This window comes from Brucella sp. GW823-FHT04E01, assembly GCF_058796175.1.
This window is the reverse complement of sequence record NZ_JBXAIK010000001.1, coordinates 1-16,300: the sequence shown is the minus strand read 5'-3', so window position 1 is coordinate 16,300 and position 16,300 is coordinate 1. Positions and strand designations below refer to the sequence as shown.

The window sequence follows — 16,300 nt, the reverse complement described above, 5'->3', positions numbered from 1 at the left end:
AAAACCGCTTCGCACTTTTGCTGGAAATGCTCTAATCCTGTACGGAATCCGGTCAAACTGCCGATAGATGCCGCTTCGTTTGGCCCCCGATTAAGCTAAATCGGGTGTGTGGTCAAACAATCGTCGGTGTTCTCGCACGGCATAATTGTCAGTCATCCCGGCAAGATAGTCAGCGACCCGCCGCGCCCGCGCCGCCTCATCCAGCGTCTCGCAGCCCGATTGCCACTCTGACGGCATGATCGACGGATTGGTGAAACAGGTATCAAAAAGGTCCTGCAATATCTTGTCGGCGGCATGTCTGCGCACCACGACGCTGTCGTGGAAATAGAGGTTCTTGAACAGAAACCGCTTCAGCACTTTTTCGTCGGTGCACATGGTATCGGAAAACGCCACCAGTGCGTGCGACTGGCCATGCACATCTTCAACGCTCTGCGGTTTTGCCACTGCCAGACGGCGCTGGGCCTCCTCGATCACATCTTCCACCATGATGGTGATTTGCCTGCGCACCAGCTCATGTCCGGTTCGCACGGGATCGAGATCGGGATAACGCGCCCGCACGAGATCGAGCAGGCGTTTCGTCAACGGCACTTCGTCAAGCGCATCAAGGCTCAAAAGCCCTGCCCGCAAGCCGTCATCGATGTCATGAGCGTTATAGGCAATATCGTCGGCAATGGCCGCGCATTGCGCTTCGAGACTGGCGAACCGCGTGAGCTCCAGATCATAGCGTTTATTGAAGTCGAGGATCGGCAACGGAACAGCGGCATCCGGATGTGCTGCATGAGCGCCCAACAGCGGCCCGTTGTGCTTGACCAGCCCTTCCAGCGTTTCCCACGAGAGATTAAGCCCGTCGAAATCGGCATATCGATGTTCGAGCTTGGTCACGATCCGGAGCGACTGTGCATTATGGTCGAACCCGCCGAACGCCTTCATGCGATCGTTGAGCGCTTCCTCGCCCGTATGGCCAAAGGGTGTGTGGCCAAAATCGTGGACAAGCGCTACCGCCTCGGCCAGATCTTCATCGAGCCGCAATGCGCGCGCCAACGCACGCGCAATCTGGGCGACCTCTATCGTATGCGTAAGCCGCGTGCGGTAATGATCGCCTTCATGAGCGATAAAAACCTGCGTCTTATGTTTCAGACGACGAAATGCTGTGGAATGGATGATACGGTCGCGATCGCGCTGGAATGGCGTGCGGGTCGGGCTTTCCGGCTCTGGCACCAGACGACCACGGCTCCGTGCAGGATCACAGGCATAGGGCGCGCGTTCGCGATAACCGAAGCCTATTCCTTCCAGCGACATTGCGATGCATCCTTCACTGTAATATGATTACACAAAACCGGTGCGAATATTGACTTCCGCAGTTCGCGTTCATAGCTATCAGCTAATCATGAAGGCAAGTATGCGGCTATCGGAAATCTGGAGAAATCACCCGGTTCGATATTCGCAATTGCAAACGGAACAAGGCAGATGACAGGCATTACCGTTTCAGATTCCGCAGCAAAGCGGATCGCCAAGATTCTCGGATCGGAACCGGGAAAGACTGCCCTTCGCGTTTCTGTCGAGGGCGGCGGGTGTTCCGGTTTCTCCTATAAATACGATCTGGTTGATGAGCAGACCGACGACGACATCGTCATCGAGAAGCTCGGCGCCAAGGTGCTGATCGATTCCATTTCAGTTCCCTATATGGATGGTTCGGAAATCGATTTCGTCGACGATCTGATGGGACAGTCGTTCCAGATCCGCAATCCGAACGCCACTTCGGCCTGCGGCTGCGGAACCAGCTTCGCCATCTGACGGGCGCGCGAATACGCGAATAGAAGATTTAAAAACTGGCTGCCATGTGGCGGCCGGTTTTTTTCATGGCTGCCGGAAAACAACCGGCCTCAAACCTTTACCGAAGCGACCGTCGCTTCGATGTGATCCACCAGGGCATCCGGCAGGCCGAGACGACCAGCCAGCATATCCAGATATCCACGTTCAGCCCTGTTATCGGGGTCTATTGCAAGACGCGAAGCCGTATAAAGCTCGACCTTCTGCTCCTCAGTCTGCGCGGCTGAAACCAGAACATTGAGATCAACGGGATCGGCAAGCTCCTTCTCAAGGAAGGCTTCCGCCTCGTCATCAAGACCGGAAATCTTCACCTTCTCCATGATGCGGGCCCGCTCGGCATCATCAATATGACCGTCGGCTTTGGCGGCAGCAATCATCGCCTGCACGAGTGTCAGCGCAAAACTGTTGCTCATAGCGGGAGATTGCGGGTGAAACGGAGAATCGGCCGGGGGCGGAGGAAGAAGCTCGGGCTCCTTCGCGACCGGCTGTTCGGCCGTCTGCGGTGCCTGACCGGACTTGTAATTTTTGTAGGCAAGATATCCCAATCCGGCGATGGCAGCGATGCCGCCGACGGTCGCTACATTGCCCGCGAGCTTGCGCCCGGTCTTCGTGCCAAGAATGGCGGCGGCAATGGCTCCCGTTGCAAGCGGGTTCTTTTTTGCCAGGTCTGTCACCTGCCCGGCCTTGTCGCGGACACTTCCCGACGTACCGGGTACTTGTGATCCCAGAAACTGCTCGAGAAGTTTCTTGGCGTCGAACATTCGAATATCTCCTGTTTGGCTCCTGTCCAGAGCAAATAGGAATGCAAAACCGCCAATACAAATAGTCTTGAGCCGATTTTTCCCCGGATATCGAAATTGTGGCCGATGAAAAGCTGTGACGCGCGATTGCGCCCTGCTTGCCCTCACCTCCCCAAGCGCATAATCATAGCGATATGAAAATCGCGACCTGGAACATCAACGGCGTCAAAGCCCGTATCGAGAACCTCCAGCACTGGCTGAAGGAGTCCTCGCCCGATATTGCCTGCCTGCAGGAAATCAAGTCGGTCGATGACCAGTTTCCGCGCCTGGAGATTGAAGCGCTCGGCTATCATGTGGAAACACACGGCCAAAAGGGCTTCAACGGCGTCGCGCTTCTTTCCAAGAAATCACCGGATGAGGTCAATCGCGGTCTTCCCGGCGACGATGGCGATGAGCAGGCACGTTTCATCGAAGGCGTCTACTCGACAGACAAGGGCGTTGTCCGCGTCGTTTCACTTTACCTGCCGAACGGCAATCCCGTGGACACGGAGAAATTTCCATACAAGCTTTCGTGGATGCAGCGGCTTGAGCTGTGGGCGAAAGATCGCCTTGCTCTTGAAGAACCTTTGGTGCTTGCCGGTGACTATAACGTCATTCCCGAGCCGGACGATGCCAAGAATCCCGAGCAGTGGGTGGGCGACGCGCTCTTCAAGCCACAATCGCGCCAGGCATTCCGCAGGCTTGAAAATCTGGGCTTTACCGATGCAATCCGTGCGTCAACCGACGATAGCGGGATTTACTCGTTCTGGGATTATCAGGCTGGGGCCTGGCAGAAGAACAACGGCATCCGTATCGACCATCTGATGCTGTCGCCGGAGGCGGCCAATCGTTTCATATCGAGTGATGTGGAAAAGCACGTTCGTGCGTGGGAGAAGCCATCCGACCATGTGCCGGTGACGATAACGCTTTCGGTCTGAGAACTGACGCTAAATCAAGACCATAGCGTTTCCAGTTAAATCAGAAGTCGCCTTTGGTGACGTAGTCACTGGAGAGTGCAATCGCATTACGACGGTCCGCTTCGCCGGCAATCGAGAATGCCTGCTCCTGCATATCGCGTATCCATGGGCAATCTTCGGTCGGGCAGCGTTCGAAAGCTGCGGTCATCATAGCGAGGCCACGAACGGTCTTGCCTGCCTGAAACAGCATGTTGCCGAGCATGGCTTGCGCACCGGCATTACCCTTCTTGGCGGCAAGCTGGAACCAACGTGCGGCCTGAATGGAATTGCGTTCTCCGCCGTCGCCGTCGAGCAGCATTTTGCCAAGCTCGAACTGGGCAGCGGAATCACCGAAATTCGAGGCGGCCTGCACATAGAGATTGCGTGCCATACCCGGATTGGCATTGACCGGCGAGCCCGGAATGCCGCGCTTCACATAACCTGCAAGCGCCACGAGAGCGTCAGCCACATAAGAGTCGTTTTCCGAACCCGGTTCCGAACCTTCGCGAACGATCTTTTCGAAAATCTTATAGGCTTCATAGTCATTTTCCGGTACGCCGTCGCCATCGGCATACATGCGGGCCAGTTTCCACTTCGCACCCTGATGGCCGCGATCCGCAGCATAACGCAGTGCCTTGATCGCTTCGTCCTTATGACCATTCTTGTATGCGGAAAAGCCGAACTTGAAGAGTTCAAACGGGCTTCTCGACTTTTCGGAATCGTCATTAAGGTCGAAAGCAAAGGCGCTGTTACAGGCAATGGCCAAGCCGAGAGCCATAGCAAGGGCGCTATATGAAAAACTGCGGATACGCATCACAACGCTGGTCTTTCACATTCAGAGGAAACATTCATAGAGGACAGAATGCACGCTGTTTTCGTCAAGACTGAGACCCGATCTTGGCCGAAAAAAGCCTTACCATCATTGGAAAGAATAAAGGGTGCGCGAACAGGGGTGATCCTGTTCCCAATCCGTTTGCTGTGCAACAACGCGCCCTTCGTCATTCCTGCCTATCCTGCTGGAGCCTGACAGCTCTCAATACTTTGGTGGCTTCTGCCTTTCCATGATCGGTGACGCCAGTTTGTGGCGGGAAATGGGCAAAATGTGCCTGAGCTCTTTCTAACCTAAAGCAACGGTAAAGACTGTTGCTAATTGACAACAAACTGACTGTTGTTCCGATCAACAATCTGCTCTTGTTGACGTCAGCGACAGGAGCTCGCAGTCTGCACAAAATGAAGGATGCCGGGGAGTCGCGAAGCTATCTATGAGCAAATACCGTCGCCCTTACAGACGTCCCTATCGTCCGGCTCGCAAAAGCAACAGCATAAGCTTTCGCAGTATCTTATTGACTATATTACTATTTTCTTTTTTAGCCGTGCTTATCGCCTATCTGCCAATCCAATCGGCGCCTAAAGAGGCATTGAACGGGCCGGTCTATGTGATTGATGGCGATACTGTCGTTCTCAGCAAGAAACATATACGTCTCAAGGGTATCGACGCACCGGAGATGCAACAGCAGTGTGTTCGGGCAGGAACCCCTTACGATTGCGGCAAGGAAGCCCGCAACATCTTGCGGGCCAGAATCGGGAAGTCCTCGATTCGGTGCGAGAAAGAGGGACGAGATCAGTATAATCGCGATCTGGCGCGCTGTTATCTTGGGGAAACCGACCTCAACCGCTGGATGGTTGAACAGGGCTGGGCCGTCTCCTACGGCGATTATCAGCGCGAGGAACGCGACGCCCGCCGCAACCGGCTTGGCATCTGGGCCGGTCAGTTTGAGCAACCGTCCCTATGGCGCAAGGACTATCGCGATCTTGAAATTGAACAGCCGTCCGGCCGCGAACCGTTGCTGGCTGTAATCGGCGATGGCTTTACCTATATTAGGGAACATATTCGAACCTTCATCGAAATGATCCTGCCCCGAAACTGATAGTATTCATGGAAAAACTGGACGAACTCAGTCACTCGATCCGGGCTTGCCGCATCTGTCGCGACACACCGCAGTTTCCGCCGCCCCTACCGCACGAGCCCAATCCCGTCTGCATCGTCTCGGATACAGCGAGAATTGCCATTTGCGGTCAGGCTCCCGGCATTCGCGTGCATAATACCTCCCTGCCGTTCAACGACCCGTCTGGCGATCGCCTGCGGCAATGGCTCGGCGTCTCACGTGAGGAGTTTTATGATCCGTCACGCTTTGCCATCGTCCCGATGGGCTTCTGCTTTCCCGGTTATGACAAGCATGGCGGTGATCTCCCGCCGCGCCGCGAATGCCGCCAGACCTGGCATGACCGTGTTTTCGCGGCAATGCCGCAGCTGGAATTCATTCTCGTCGTCGGACAATACGCTCTTGCCTATCATCTGCCCGACTATCGGGGCCGCAATCTGACTGAAACCGTCAGGAACTGGCGGTATTTCTTGGAGACGCCCAATCCGGCAGGTCGAATCGCCCTGCCCTTGCCGCATCCATCCTGGCGCAACAGCGGCTGGCTCAAGCGAAATCCATGGTTCGATGCTGAAGTTGTGCCTGTTCTTCAGGCAAAAGTGCGAGACCTCATCCAAGACGATAAATAATTTTTACTCCATTCGTTTTCATCAGAATATTTTTCCTGTAACTTCGGATCATTGCGAACCATAAGGTATGACGTTTCACCTATTCGCACAGTTCGGGAAACGATTTCTAAAACCGGGAACGGAAACGCATGGACAGGCTCGACAGGAAGATACTGCGCTTATTGCAGGAAGACGCGACACTTGCGGTGGCAGACGTTGCCAAGAAAGTTGGCCTTTCCACGACGCCATGCTGGCGCCGCATCCAGAAACTTGAAGAAGATGGCGTCATCAAGCGCCGTGTCGCCATTCTCGATCCGATCCGCGTCAATGCGCGGGTGACGGTGTTCGTATCGGTGCGCACAAGCTCCCACAGCCATGAATGGCTGAAGCGCTTTTCTGAAGTGGTTCAGGAATTCCCTGAAGTCATCGAATTCTACCGCATGAGCGGTGATGTGGATTATCTGCTTCGTGTAGCCGTGCCGGACATCGGCGCTTATGACGCTTTCTACAAGCGCCTCATCAGCAAGATCGAAATTCGCGACGTGTCTTCGTCCTTCGCCATGGAGCAGATCAAGTACACCACCGAATTGCCGCTCGACTACATGGTACTCGACAAAGACAACAACTGACGCTCTTAAATCTTTGATTTAAATGATAAGCCCGCCAAATGGCGGGCTTTTTTGACGATGCGGTGACCGTTATTTCGAACCGGATATTCCAGCCTGTTCGAACGTGGCCATGCCGCTGTGGCACAGCGCTGCCGCCTTGACGATACTGGCTGCGAGCGCCGCACCAGTTCCTTCACCAAGGCGCATTCCCATATCAAGAAGCGGCTGCTTGCCCATCTTCTCCAGAAGCTTGCGATGGCCCGGCTCGGCAGAAACATGGCCGAACAGGCAATGGTCGATGGCTTCCGGATTGGCGGCATAGAGAATAGCTGCGGCAGCGCTTGCCACAAAACCGTCGACGATGACCGGAATTTTCTCCATGCGCGCCGCCAGAATTGCACCGGCCATGGCTGCGATTTCACGACCGCCGAGACGGCTCAGCACTTCCAGCGGGTCCTGTAGGTGTGCCTGATGGAGCGCTACGGCCTGACGAACGGCGGCGAGCTTTCGCTGCAGCAGTTCACCCGTTGAGCCCGTGCCCGGCCCTACCCAGTCTTCCGCCGTACCACCGAAGAGCGCCAGCGCGATTGCCGCCGCAATCGTGGTATTACCGATACCCATTTCGCCGATGCATAGGAGATCGGTTCCACCGGCAATCGCTTCCATGCCGAAAGCCATGGTCGCGGCGCAGGTGCGCTCATCCATGGCCGGTTCTTCGGTAATGTCGCCGGTTGGATGCTCCAGCGCCAGATCGAAAACCTTCAGCCCCAGATCGTTGGCAATGCAGATCTGGTTGATGGCTGTGCCACCGGCGGCGAAATTCTCGACCATCTGTGCCGTGACACTTGGCGGAAATGGCGTGATGTTCTTGGCCGTAACCCCGTGATTGCCAGCAAACACCGCAACCAGCGGGCGATTGATCTGCGGTGTGCGCTTGCCAGTCCATGCGGCAAGCCATGCCACGATGTCTTCCATGCGTCCGAGCGAGCCGGCAGGCTTGGTCAGTGTAGCTTCACGCTCGCGAACGGCCCTTTCCGCCCCGAGATCAGGCCCCGGCAGATTTCGGATCAATTCTCGGAAATCGTCAAAAGGTAGGCCGCTGGCGCTCATAAGTTCAGTCCAATCAATGATGGGAGGTGTAAATTCGTTGGGCTCGTCCTATAAGCACTGACGCGAATTTTCAAATCACCTCTTTGAGTTGAAGCAACATTGAGGCGAATTATCGCGGAAATCCGTTTCGGGAAACAAAGTGGAACAGTCACTTGCAGCGAAATAGTCTCATTGGCGACACGATCCGGAGTCTGGGCTTTCTAAGCCGCCTGCCGCTTCCACAGAGCTGGTTCGAGAACGGCGATGATTCGTTGCCGCGCGATGCCCGTGCCTTTCCGCTCGCGGGAGCGGTTCTGGGCCTGCTGGCAGGCGCTGTGCTTTTCATGGCCTATAAAGTGAACCTGCCACCCCTTGCCTGCGCGCTGCTCGCGATTGGTGCCCTGGCGGCTATGACCGGCGCGCTCCATGAAGACGGTCTGGGCGATACTGCTGACGGTTTCTTCGGTGCTTCTTCGCCTGATCGTCGGCTGGATATCATGAAAGATTCCCGCATTGGAACTTTCGCGGCGCTGACGCTGATTGTCTTCGTCGGTTTGAAAGCGGCTCTACTGATGGCGATCATCGACCGCGCAGGCGCGGGATACGCAGCACTTGCGCTGGTCGGCTGCGAGGCGGCAAGCCGATCAGGCATGCTGGCATTCTGGCACGCCCTTCCTTCCGCGCGTCCCGGTGGACTGTCCGACAGTGTTGGCCAGCCACAATGGGAGACCGTTGTTTGCGGTTTCGGGATTGGGCTGGTCTTTCTTGTCTTCACGCTCATTCCGGTGGGTGGATTTCTCTCGCTCATCAATGCGCTAGTGCTGGCAACAGGTCTGCTTTTCGGCTTTGCCAGACTTTGTATCGCAAAAATCGGCGGACAGACGGGTGACACGCTAGGCACGGCGCAGCAGATCGGTTCGGTTGCCGTCCTCGCCGGGCTTGTCATGGCCCTTTGATGCAACCACATTGCATTCATGGACACGACAACCATCGAATCCCCGTGCATATTGGTTTGCACGATAGATACGGAAACCGGCTTCTGCCTCGGCTGTGCCCGGACGCTGGATGAAATCGCACGCTGGTCCAGCATGAGTGCAGAAGAGCGAATGGCCGTCTGGGCGCTTCTCGCCGACAGGCATGAGATTATTGTAGAAAAGAGAATTGGCTGATGGGGCGCTTTTTCTGGCTCATTATTGCGGCAGTCGCGATTGTTGTCCTGCTGCTGATGTCCAACAATGACAGCGGCTCAACGCTTGGCATGGGCAATGACGTGTTTGCCCGCGCAGCCTATCTGGGCATTTGGGGCGTCGTGCTTGCCGCTGGCTTGCTCGGCTCCGGCATCAAGCTGACCGACTTTGCGCGCAATATGGCCATGTGGGCCGTGATTATCCTCGGTCTCGTCGCTGGCTACCAGTATCGTTATGAGCTGCAGGACGTCGCGAGCCGGGTCACGGCCGGGCTAATCCCCGGCAGTCCTATTTCGGGCCGCAATGCCGATGGTGCCCTGACTGTCACGCTTGCAAAGGCTGCAAACGGTCATTTCGAGGTCAACGGGCGCGTAAACGGCGAACGCGTTCACTTTCTGGTCGATACCGGCGCATCTTCGGTTGTCCTGTCACAGCAAGATGCAGAGCGCGCAGGCATAGACACCGCCTCGCTCAACTATTCCGTTCCGATCATGACGGCCAATGGCACGGCAAGTGCAGCAGTCATCAATATTGCTACATTGCAGATTGGCGATATCGAACGCCAGAATGTGCGCGCCATGGTGACAAAGGAAGGCCTGATGACCGGCAGCCTGCTCGGCATGAACTTCCTGCAAACCCTCGGCGGGTTCACTGTCCGCGGCGACCAGCTTATTCTGATTGATTAGAGTGCATCCCGAAAAGTGTGAAACGGTTTTCGGATAAGATGCGCGTCGAAACAAATACTGAGAGCGCCGATCTGATCCAATCAGATCGAAACGTATTCTAAGCAGCTTCTGCTGCCGCTTCAGTCACGACGGCATAGGCCTGACGCAGCACGTCGCTGTTTGCGCCCGGCCTGGTGGCGTCTGTCGAAAGGATTTGCCGCCAGCGCCGCGCGCCCGGCTGTCCGGTAAAAAGCCCGACCATATGGCGGCTCACATGCGAAAGCCTGCCACCTGCCGCGATATGGCGATCAGTGTAAACGCACATGTCATCGATGATATCAGCGATCGAGGTATCCGCCTGATCGCCGCCATAAAGGCGCGCATCCACCTCCGCCAAAATCTCGGGGTTATGGTAAGCGGCGCGACCGAGCATCACCGCATCGACCGTCTGCAAGTGCTGCTCTGCTTCGTCCAGTGTGTTGATCCCCCCGTTGATGCCGACGAAAACATCACCAAGCCGCGCCTTGAGGCGATAGACGCGATCATAGTCGAGTGGTGGAATCTCGCGGTTCTCCTTGGGCGATAATCCTTTCAGCCAGGCCTTGCGGGCATGGACCCAAAGCGCATCAGCGCCCGCGTCAAGCGTCAGATCGGTCAAAGTGTCGAGCGCAACTTCCACATCCTGATCGTCAACGCCAATACGGCATTTGACCGTAACGGGCACGGAAACGGCCTCTTTCATGGCTGAAACGCAACGCGCCACCACATCCGGGGTCTGCATGAGACAAGCGCCAAATGTACCTGACTGCACACGATCCGACGGGCAACCGACATTGAGATTGATTTCATCATAACCGTAATCGGCGCCGATCTTCGCAGCCTCTTTCAGCTTCACCGGATCGGAACCGCCCAGCTGCAGTGCCACAGGATGTTCGGCGGCATCGAAACCCAACAATCGGTCACGCGGGCCGTGAATGATGGCATCCGCCACGACCATTTCAGTGTAGAGCAATGCGTGCCTGGAAAAGAGCCTGTGAAAGTAGCGGCAATGTCTGTCCGACCAGTCAATCATGGGCGCAACAGCAAAGCGCACATCCGGATAGTTGCGTTTTTTTGATTTTATTTCAGTCATTTATACAACAATCCTGAGAATGCGATTCAGTCGCCGTCGACGCTTTCGGCATTTATTTGAATTCGGAAGGGTGCCAAAAGCCACAATTGATCGAAATGATCAAGTTTCACCAATATTGCAGTCGCTCCTCAATATAGTGAGCCGAAGCGAATTTTCATACCCGATGTGGGGACTCTGGCTGCTCCAAAGACTGTCTTCTCACCCAATAAACATTATGATCAATCACAGAAGCATTCTCCCGATTCTCATCTGCGTAGTTAAAGGACATTCAGCGTGACCTCCTTTTCCCCTTTCGGCAAATCATTCGATGCGTTTCTTTTCGACATGGACGGCACGATATTGAGTTCCATTGAAGCGACCGAACGTGTGTGGAGCGAATGGGCGATACGCCATGGCATCGATCCGGTCACTTTCCTGCCGACGATCCACGGTGTTCGAGCCGTCGAAACCGTCCGTCGCCTCGCTCTGCCGGGCGTGGACCCGATCCGCGAGGCGGAGATATTGTTTCAGGCCGAAATGGCAGATCTGGACGGTATCGCACCTATCGACGGCGCGTATGACTTTCTCAGTTCATTGCCGCAAGACCGTTGGGCAATCGTCACCTCGGCGCCACTTGAACTTGCAACCCGCCGCGTCGCCGCAGCAGGATTGCCGATGCCGAAGACCATCGTTTCCGCCGAAGATGTAGAGCGTGGCAAGCCGAGCCCCGAATGTTTCCAGCTTGGCGCGAAACGACTTGGTTTCGATGCGCACAATTGCCTTGTGTTCGAGGATGCGCCAGCCGGTATCGTTGCCGGAGAAACTGCCGGTGCGAGCGTTGTCGTGGTCACCGCAACACATCCGCACTCCCCAAAGACATCCCATCTGAGCATTGAAAGCTACCGCTCTCTGCAGCTCGATATTCTGGATGATGGCAGACTGGCGCTGGAACCGACCACGCTCATCTCGGTGGGTTAGAGCATAATCCGACCGGAGTGAAACGAGGATCGATAAGATTATGCTTGAAATAGAAATATTTAGAGCGTCGGTCTGATCCAATCAGATCGATGCTCTAAATAACCCGCCGTCCCTCTCGCCAAACGGTGCGGATGATCGGAACGTGATCGGCAATCTGCACACGAACCAGATCAGCCCGCTTGCCGGCAACAATCTCGCCGCGATCATCCAGCCCTACCGCTTTGGCAGGGTTGGCGGAAACCAGACGAATGGCTTGCGGAAGCGAGATATTCTCGACGACATCAGCGAGAAAAAACGCCGACTGCATCATGCTGGCCGGGATATAATCCGACGATATGATATCGAGATGCCCGGCTTCGACCAGCTCGCGCGCAGACACATTTCCCGAATGCGAACCGCCGCGCACGACATTCGGCGCCCCCATAAGCACCGACATTCCGGAATCTTTTGACGCTTTCGCAGCTGTATGTGTCGTGGGAAATTCCGCGACGCGTATTCCCTGTGCCTGTGCTTCCGCGACATGCTCTGTCGTCGCGTCATCGTGGCTCGCCAGAATAACCCCGCGCTGGTGGCACAATTCGGCAATCGCCTTGCGTGTCGGCGCGGAATATTGCTGGGACTGCCCGATACGCCGCTCGCAATAGAGCCGGAACTCTTCTTCCGAGAATTTCAGCTTGCGAATAAAATATGTCTTGTAGGTTTCGATATCCGTGAACTGCCGCTGCCCCGGCGCGTGATCCATCAGCGATACCAGCCTGACCAGCGCCTGATTGCCGAACTGTTCGAAGGCAGGAAGGCAGTCGGGTGCGGAAACCTCGCAACGCAAATGCAGGAAATGGTCGGCGCGCAGACGGCCCGCATCGCGGCCTTCGGCAATCGCCGACGAAAGCTTGCGCATATCGTCGATACCCGTTTCGGCGTCGTCATCGAAACCGATACGCAATGCGTCGAAAACGGTGGTGATCCCGGAGGCGGCAATCTGGGCATCATGCGCCTGTACGGCGGCAATCGGGTTCCAGCGCACCTTGGGGCGCGGAGCATAGTGTCCTTCGAGATGATCTGTGTGCAGTTCCACCAGTCCCGGCGTCAGGAAGTCGCCTTCCATATCTTCGCCAATACTGGAGGTGCCGGTAGAGATATCGGCGATCTTGCCGCCGACGAGCTTCAGAGAACCGAGAACGACATCGTCGGAGAGCACGATACGGGCGTTGCGCAGAACCGTTTCATTTCCCATTGCTTACGGCCTCCCAACCGCTCGTGAGGCCCGAGCAGACGCAACCTGGCCACCGGTCAGAGGATGCAGCGAATGAATCTCGAAAGGAGCCCCTTTCTCAGGTTCCACGAACAGAGCGAGATTCGCAACCTCTACGGCGTCATCCAGCAGCGGCGTGAAAAATTCGTCCAGCGTCCGCTCCACGCGAGCGCGGTCCTTCTCCTCCACCGGGCCGGTCAGGGTCATATGAAAGCGGAACTCGTCAAAAACATAGGGATAGCCCCAGCGTTCGATATTGTGGCGCTGCGTCTCGCTGAGACGCTCCGGCCGCCGCTTTGCAATTTCCGCCTCAGTGAGCGGTGCGCGAAACCGGTCGAAGGCAACGACAACATCATTGGCGAGCTGGTTCAGCTCAGCAACCGGCTCTTCCGGCACGAGCGCGAAGAACGGGCCAATTGCATGCAGCTTCAAACGGGGAATGACGACCGGTGACGCCGACGATGCGAAATGCATCAATGCGGAAAGCAGGTCATTTTCAGTATGTTCTTCATCCAGACGGAACGGCGCTTTCATGGTCGCATGAAAACCATAACGGCGCGGCTCTTCGGTCAGCTGGGCGATTTCAGCGGTCGCGAGCGAGCGAATCGCAGGCATCTTGACCGGTTCCCCGCTGAACGCATTGCGCCCGAGCCAGTTTGCGGCAACCTTCAAAAGCGCATCATTGGATGGCGGCGTGAAATAAATCGCATAACGCATGTCAAATCCTTGGCTGAGGTTCGCTACACGACGTCAGCGGAACTCCAAAATATCAGGTAATGCATCGTGCTTTTGAAAAGCTATCCCGATTTTGAGGGCGATGCAGTCGGGGGATGCTTACACAATGAATGTGGCAAGTCGATAAAGGCTGGATGACTACCGACAAACCAATTTTACATAACGGCAAATTAGTATAGGCGTTAGCCCCATTGGAAGTGAGGAGACTGACATGGGCGGATTTGCGTCTATCGGCGAATGCATGATCGAGCTTTCAGGCAATGAAGGCGATCAATGGCGCATGGGTTTTGCGGGTGATACGCTGAACACCGCCTGGTACATGCGGGCACTGATGGAGAAATCCTACCCTGTCGAATATGTGACCGCTTTCGGCGAAGACAGCTTCTCCCAGAAGCAGCGCGTATTCCTGACATCAAATGGAATCGGAATCGCCCATAGCCCCATTATTGACGGACTTCATCCCGGTCTTTACGCAATCACGCTCAACGGCGCCGAGCGTTCCTTCACCTATTGGCGGAGCGACGCCGCCGCAAGGCGTCTCGCCAGCGACCGCGAAGCCCTTGAAAAAAGCCTGACCGGCCGTGACATCATCTATTTTTCGGGCATTTCAATCGCCATCATCCTGCCCGAGCATCGCGACACGTTTTTCGATGTCTTGCGGAAGTGCCGCGCCGCTGGCTCACGAATCGCATTCGATCCGAATTTCCGCCACCAGCTCTGGCCAGACCGGAAAGTTGCGCAGGAGATCATCAGCGAAGCGATGCGCATTGCGGATATTGCCCTACCCACATTTCCCGATGAACAAGCGCTCTTTGGCGACAAGGATGCCGCTGCTTGTGCAGATCGCCTTGCCGCACTCGGCGTGAAAGAGATCGTCGTCAAGGACGGCACCGAACCGGCTCTGGTCGTCTCCGGCGATGAAAGTGTGTCAGTACCGTCCGTTGTGGCGCAAGCCGTGGACACCACCGGCGCTGGCGACAGCTTCAACGGTGCCTATCTTGCTGCGCGATTGAACGGGCTTGCTCCGGTGGATGCAGCCCGCAAGGCGCATCTGGTTGCAGCGCGTGTCGTTGAGATACGCGGCGCGCTCGCTCCGATGGAAACCGCACGCGCCGCTTTTGCTGATTGATTATTTTTCGCGTGAAAAGCTGAAATGGCTGGTCTGGGCGTAAATCTCACCCGGACGCAATATTGCCTGCGGGAAATACGGATATTCCAGCGATCCCGGCCATATCTGCGGCTCAAGACAGAAACCCGCGTGTTTTCCGTAAGGCTTGCCCATCAGGCCGATGCAATCATTGGCCATGGTGTTGCCTGCATAGAACTGAACGCCCGGTTCTGTCGTTGAGATATCGAGACGAATACCGGAACGAGCGCCCTTGACCGACGCGCATGGGCGCAATGGTCCCCGCGCTGCGGTCAGGCAGAAATTACTGTCATACTGGACCTGACTGCCATTCTCCTCAAAGCGAATCGGACGGAACTCCCGGAAATCGAAAGGCGTTCCTTTGACCGGCAGAACGCGTCCGTCCGGAATGAGAGCATCATCGACCGGCATATAGGCGTCGGCGTCGATCTTGAGCTGATGATCGAGAATATCGCCCTCGCCGCCATCATCGAGATTGAAGTAGCTGTGATGCAGCAGGTTGCAGACGGTCGGCTTGTCGGTCACCGCTTCCAGCCGCACGATTAGCGTCCCATCCCCGGTGAGCATATAGGTGCAGCTGACATTCAGGTTGCCGGGAAACCCCATCTCGCCATCGGTTGCCACTGTCGCAAGCGTCACGAAATCCGGACCGTTTCCGGTTATCTTCCAGACGCGATTGCCGAGCCCCTTGCTGCCGCCGTGCAGATTGTGGCGGCCCTGAAAATTCGGCTCTACCTCGTAAGTCGTTCCGTCCAGATCAAACCGGGCATTGCGGATGCGATTGGCCGAACGACCCGCAATCGCACCCAGATGCGGTGAATGGGCCGGATAATCGGCAAAGTCGCGATAGCCGATCACCAGCGGAGCCGCATGGCCCTCCATGCGCAGATCCTGAATGGCTGCGCCCCAATTGATGATCCTGGCCGTCAGCGGGCCATTGGAGATCGTGAGCCGGTGAACCGCCTGCCCGTCCGGTGCATATCCAAAGATTTCCGAATTCACTTTTGCCCGCCTGTCAATGATGCAGCGATGAGATGCTCATGAAGCCGCATCATCGTGCGGTACGCAAGACACATCGTGATCAAATAATGATTTTGAACCAATCTTGATTGAATGCATGAACAAGTAGTTTTCACACTATTTTCTTCTGAAGAACCAATGATATCCTGAGCTACAAATTACTGTTTTTTTTCGATAAATACTAAATTAGAGGCTTTTTCAATGAAGTCGAATTTCCAGAAAGTCATGCCTTATATTTTTAGTGAAGAAGGCGGATATGCAGACAATCCCGCTGATCCCGGCGGCGCAACCAATATGGGTATCACCATCGCAACCCTGTGAGGTGCACCCCGATTTTGGGCCACGGAGAGCTGGAATTTTCCGGGTTTAAGGCTCAAAGCGGCGGGGATGCCGTT

General features: G+C 55.8%; 18 protein-coding genes and 1 pseudogene. 11 read left to right on the top strand and 8 right to left on the bottom strand.

Annotated elements, in window-relative coordinates:
* Positions 1 to 90 precede the first annotated feature (90 nt).
* A complete protein-coding gene (locus AC1RHM_RS00095; RefSeq protein ID WP_122241810.1) occupies positions 91 to 1,299 on the bottom strand; it encodes a deoxyguanosinetriphosphate triphosphohydrolase in 1,209 nt (402 codons plus the stop codon).
* A gap of 168 nt (positions 1,300 to 1,467) precedes the next feature.
* On the opposite strand from AC1RHM_RS00095, the gene erpA reads away from it, so the two are divergent.
* Positions 1,468 to 1,794, top strand: coding sequence for an iron-sulfur cluster insertion protein ErpA (gene erpA / locus AC1RHM_RS00090; RefSeq protein ID WP_006471759.1), 327 nt, complete (start codon positions 1,468 to 1,470; stop codon positions 1,792 to 1,794).
* 89 nt (positions 1,795 to 1,883) lie between these two features.
* Here erpA and AC1RHM_RS00085 read toward each other — a convergent pair whose 3' ends face one another.
* Complete coding sequence (locus AC1RHM_RS00085; protein WP_010661235.1) at positions 1,884 to 2,591, bottom strand: tellurite resistance TerB family protein; 708 nt, start codon at positions 2,589 to 2,591, stop codon at positions 1,884 to 1,886.
* A gap of 173 nt (positions 2,592 to 2,764) precedes the next feature.
* Here AC1RHM_RS00085 and xth point away from each other — a divergent pair, with 173 nt between their 5' ends.
* A complete protein-coding gene (xth, locus tag AC1RHM_RS00080; RefSeq protein WP_010661234.1) occupies positions 2,765 to 3,547 on the top strand; it encodes an exodeoxyribonuclease III in 783 nt (260 codons plus the stop codon).
* 40 nt (positions 3,548 to 3,587) lie between these two features.
* Here xth and AC1RHM_RS00075 read toward each other — a convergent pair whose 3' ends face one another.
* Positions 3,588 to 4,379 carry a tetratricopeptide repeat protein gene (locus AC1RHM_RS00075; RefSeq protein WP_010661233.1) on the bottom strand — a complete coding sequence of 264 codons (792 nt, stop codon included), beginning with the start codon at positions 4,377 to 4,379 and terminating at the stop codon, positions 3,588 to 3,590.
* A 604-nt stretch (positions 4,380 to 4,983) separates the two neighbouring features.
* On the opposite strand from AC1RHM_RS00075, the gene AC1RHM_RS00070 reads away from it, so the two are divergent.
* The 3 genes from AC1RHM_RS00070 (at position 4,984) to AC1RHM_RS00060 (ending at position 6,742) form a co-directional block, all read left to right on the top strand.
* Complete coding sequence (locus tag AC1RHM_RS00070) at positions 4,984 to 5,493, top strand: thermonuclease family protein (protein WP_235916865.1); 510 nt, start codon at positions 4,984 to 4,986, stop codon at positions 5,491 to 5,493.
* A complete protein-coding gene (locus tag AC1RHM_RS00065) occupies positions 5,493 to 6,134 on the top strand; it encodes a uracil-DNA glycosylase family protein (protein WP_029376248.1) in 642 nt (213 codons plus the stop codon). Before AC1RHM_RS00070 ends, AC1RHM_RS00065 begins: the two co-directional genes overlap by 1 nt.
* A gap of 128 nt (positions 6,135 to 6,262) precedes the next feature.
* Entirely contained in the window at positions 6,263 to 6,742 is a 480-nt protein-coding gene (locus tag AC1RHM_RS00060; RefSeq protein WP_010661230.1) for an Lrp/AsnC family transcriptional regulator, read from the top strand.
* A gap of 69 nt (positions 6,743 to 6,811) precedes the next feature.
* Here AC1RHM_RS00060 and cobT read toward each other — a convergent pair whose 3' ends face one another.
* Positions 6,812 to 7,831, bottom strand: a complete 1,020-nt coding sequence (cobT, locus tag AC1RHM_RS00055; RefSeq protein WP_492332335.1) for a nicotinate-nucleotide--dimethylbenzimidazole phosphoribosyltransferase — start codon at positions 7,829 to 7,831, stop codon at positions 6,812 to 6,814.
* A 152-nt stretch (positions 7,832 to 7,983) separates the two neighbouring features.
* Between cobT and AC1RHM_RS00050 the strand changes: the two genes are divergently transcribed.
* The 3 genes from AC1RHM_RS00050 to AC1RHM_RS00040 are packed head-to-tail and all read left to right on the top strand — an operon-like array spanning position 7,984 to position 9,683.
* Entirely contained in the window at positions 7,984 to 8,766 is a 783-nt protein-coding gene (locus tag AC1RHM_RS00050) for an adenosylcobinamide-GDP ribazoletransferase (RefSeq protein ID WP_105529005.1), read from the top strand.
* Between the two features lie 18 nt (positions 8,767 to 8,784).
* On the top strand, positions 8,785 to 8,979 hold the full coding sequence (locus AC1RHM_RS00045) for a DUF1289 domain-containing protein (RefSeq protein ID WP_012092224.1): 195 nt from the start codon (positions 8,785 to 8,787) through the stop codon (positions 8,977 to 8,979).
* Positions 8,979 to 9,683 carry a TIGR02281 family clan AA aspartic protease gene (locus tag AC1RHM_RS00040; RefSeq protein WP_122241808.1) on the top strand — a complete coding sequence of 235 codons (705 nt, stop codon included), beginning with the start codon at positions 8,979 to 8,981 and terminating at the stop codon, positions 9,681 to 9,683. Before AC1RHM_RS00045 ends, AC1RHM_RS00040 begins: the two co-directional genes overlap by 1 nt.
* 97 nt (positions 9,684 to 9,780) lie before the next feature.
* Here the strand turns inward: AC1RHM_RS00040 and dusA are convergent, their stop codons facing one another.
* Entirely contained in the window at positions 9,781 to 10,794 is a 1,014-nt protein-coding gene (gene dusA, locus AC1RHM_RS00035) for a tRNA dihydrouridine(20/20a) synthase DusA (protein WP_105529004.1), read from the bottom strand.
* 273 nt (positions 10,795 to 11,067) lie between these two features.
* Here dusA and AC1RHM_RS00030 point away from each other — a divergent pair, with 273 nt between their 5' ends.
* Positions 11,068 to 11,751 carry an HAD family hydrolase gene (locus tag AC1RHM_RS00030; protein ID WP_122241807.1) on the top strand — a complete coding sequence of 228 codons (684 nt, stop codon included), beginning with the start codon at positions 11,068 to 11,070 and terminating at the stop codon, positions 11,749 to 11,751.
* A 94-nt stretch (positions 11,752 to 11,845) separates the two neighbouring features.
* Here the strand turns inward: AC1RHM_RS00030 and AC1RHM_RS00025 are convergent, their stop codons facing one another.
* Both AC1RHM_RS00025 and AC1RHM_RS00020 read right to left on the bottom strand, forming a co-directional pair.
* Positions 11,846 to 12,985, bottom strand: a complete 1,140-nt coding sequence (locus AC1RHM_RS00025) for an alpha-D-ribose 1-methylphosphonate 5-triphosphate diphosphatase (RefSeq protein WP_029924984.1) — start codon at positions 12,983 to 12,985, stop codon at positions 11,846 to 11,848.
* Between the two features lie 3 nt (positions 12,986 to 12,988).
* Complete coding sequence (locus tag AC1RHM_RS00020) at positions 12,989 to 13,720, bottom strand: DUF1045 domain-containing protein (protein ID WP_029924986.1); 732 nt, start codon at positions 13,718 to 13,720, stop codon at positions 12,989 to 12,991.
* Between the two features lie 229 nt (positions 13,721 to 13,949).
* Between AC1RHM_RS00020 and AC1RHM_RS00015 the strand changes: the two genes are divergently transcribed.
* The gene (locus AC1RHM_RS00015; RefSeq protein WP_012092228.1) at positions 13,950 to 14,867 is read left to right on the top strand and encodes a sugar kinase; all 918 of its coding nucleotides are present in this window, start codon (positions 13,950 to 13,952) and stop codon (positions 14,865 to 14,867) included.
* On the opposite strand, the gene AC1RHM_RS00010 is transcribed toward AC1RHM_RS00015, so the two are convergent.
* Complete coding sequence (locus AC1RHM_RS00010) at positions 14,868 to 15,887, bottom strand: aldose epimerase family protein (protein ID WP_010661221.1); 1,020 nt, start codon at positions 15,885 to 15,887, stop codon at positions 14,868 to 14,870. It abuts the gene before it with no gap.
* 219 nt (positions 15,888 to 16,106) lie between these two features.
* On the opposite strand from AC1RHM_RS00010, the pseudogene AC1RHM_RS00005 reads away from it, so the two are divergent.
* A pseudogene (locus tag AC1RHM_RS00005) lies at positions 16,107 to 16,223 on the top strand (glycosyl hydrolase 108 family protein); the annotation flags it as partial.
* Positions 16,224 to 16,300 lie beyond the last annotated feature (77 nt).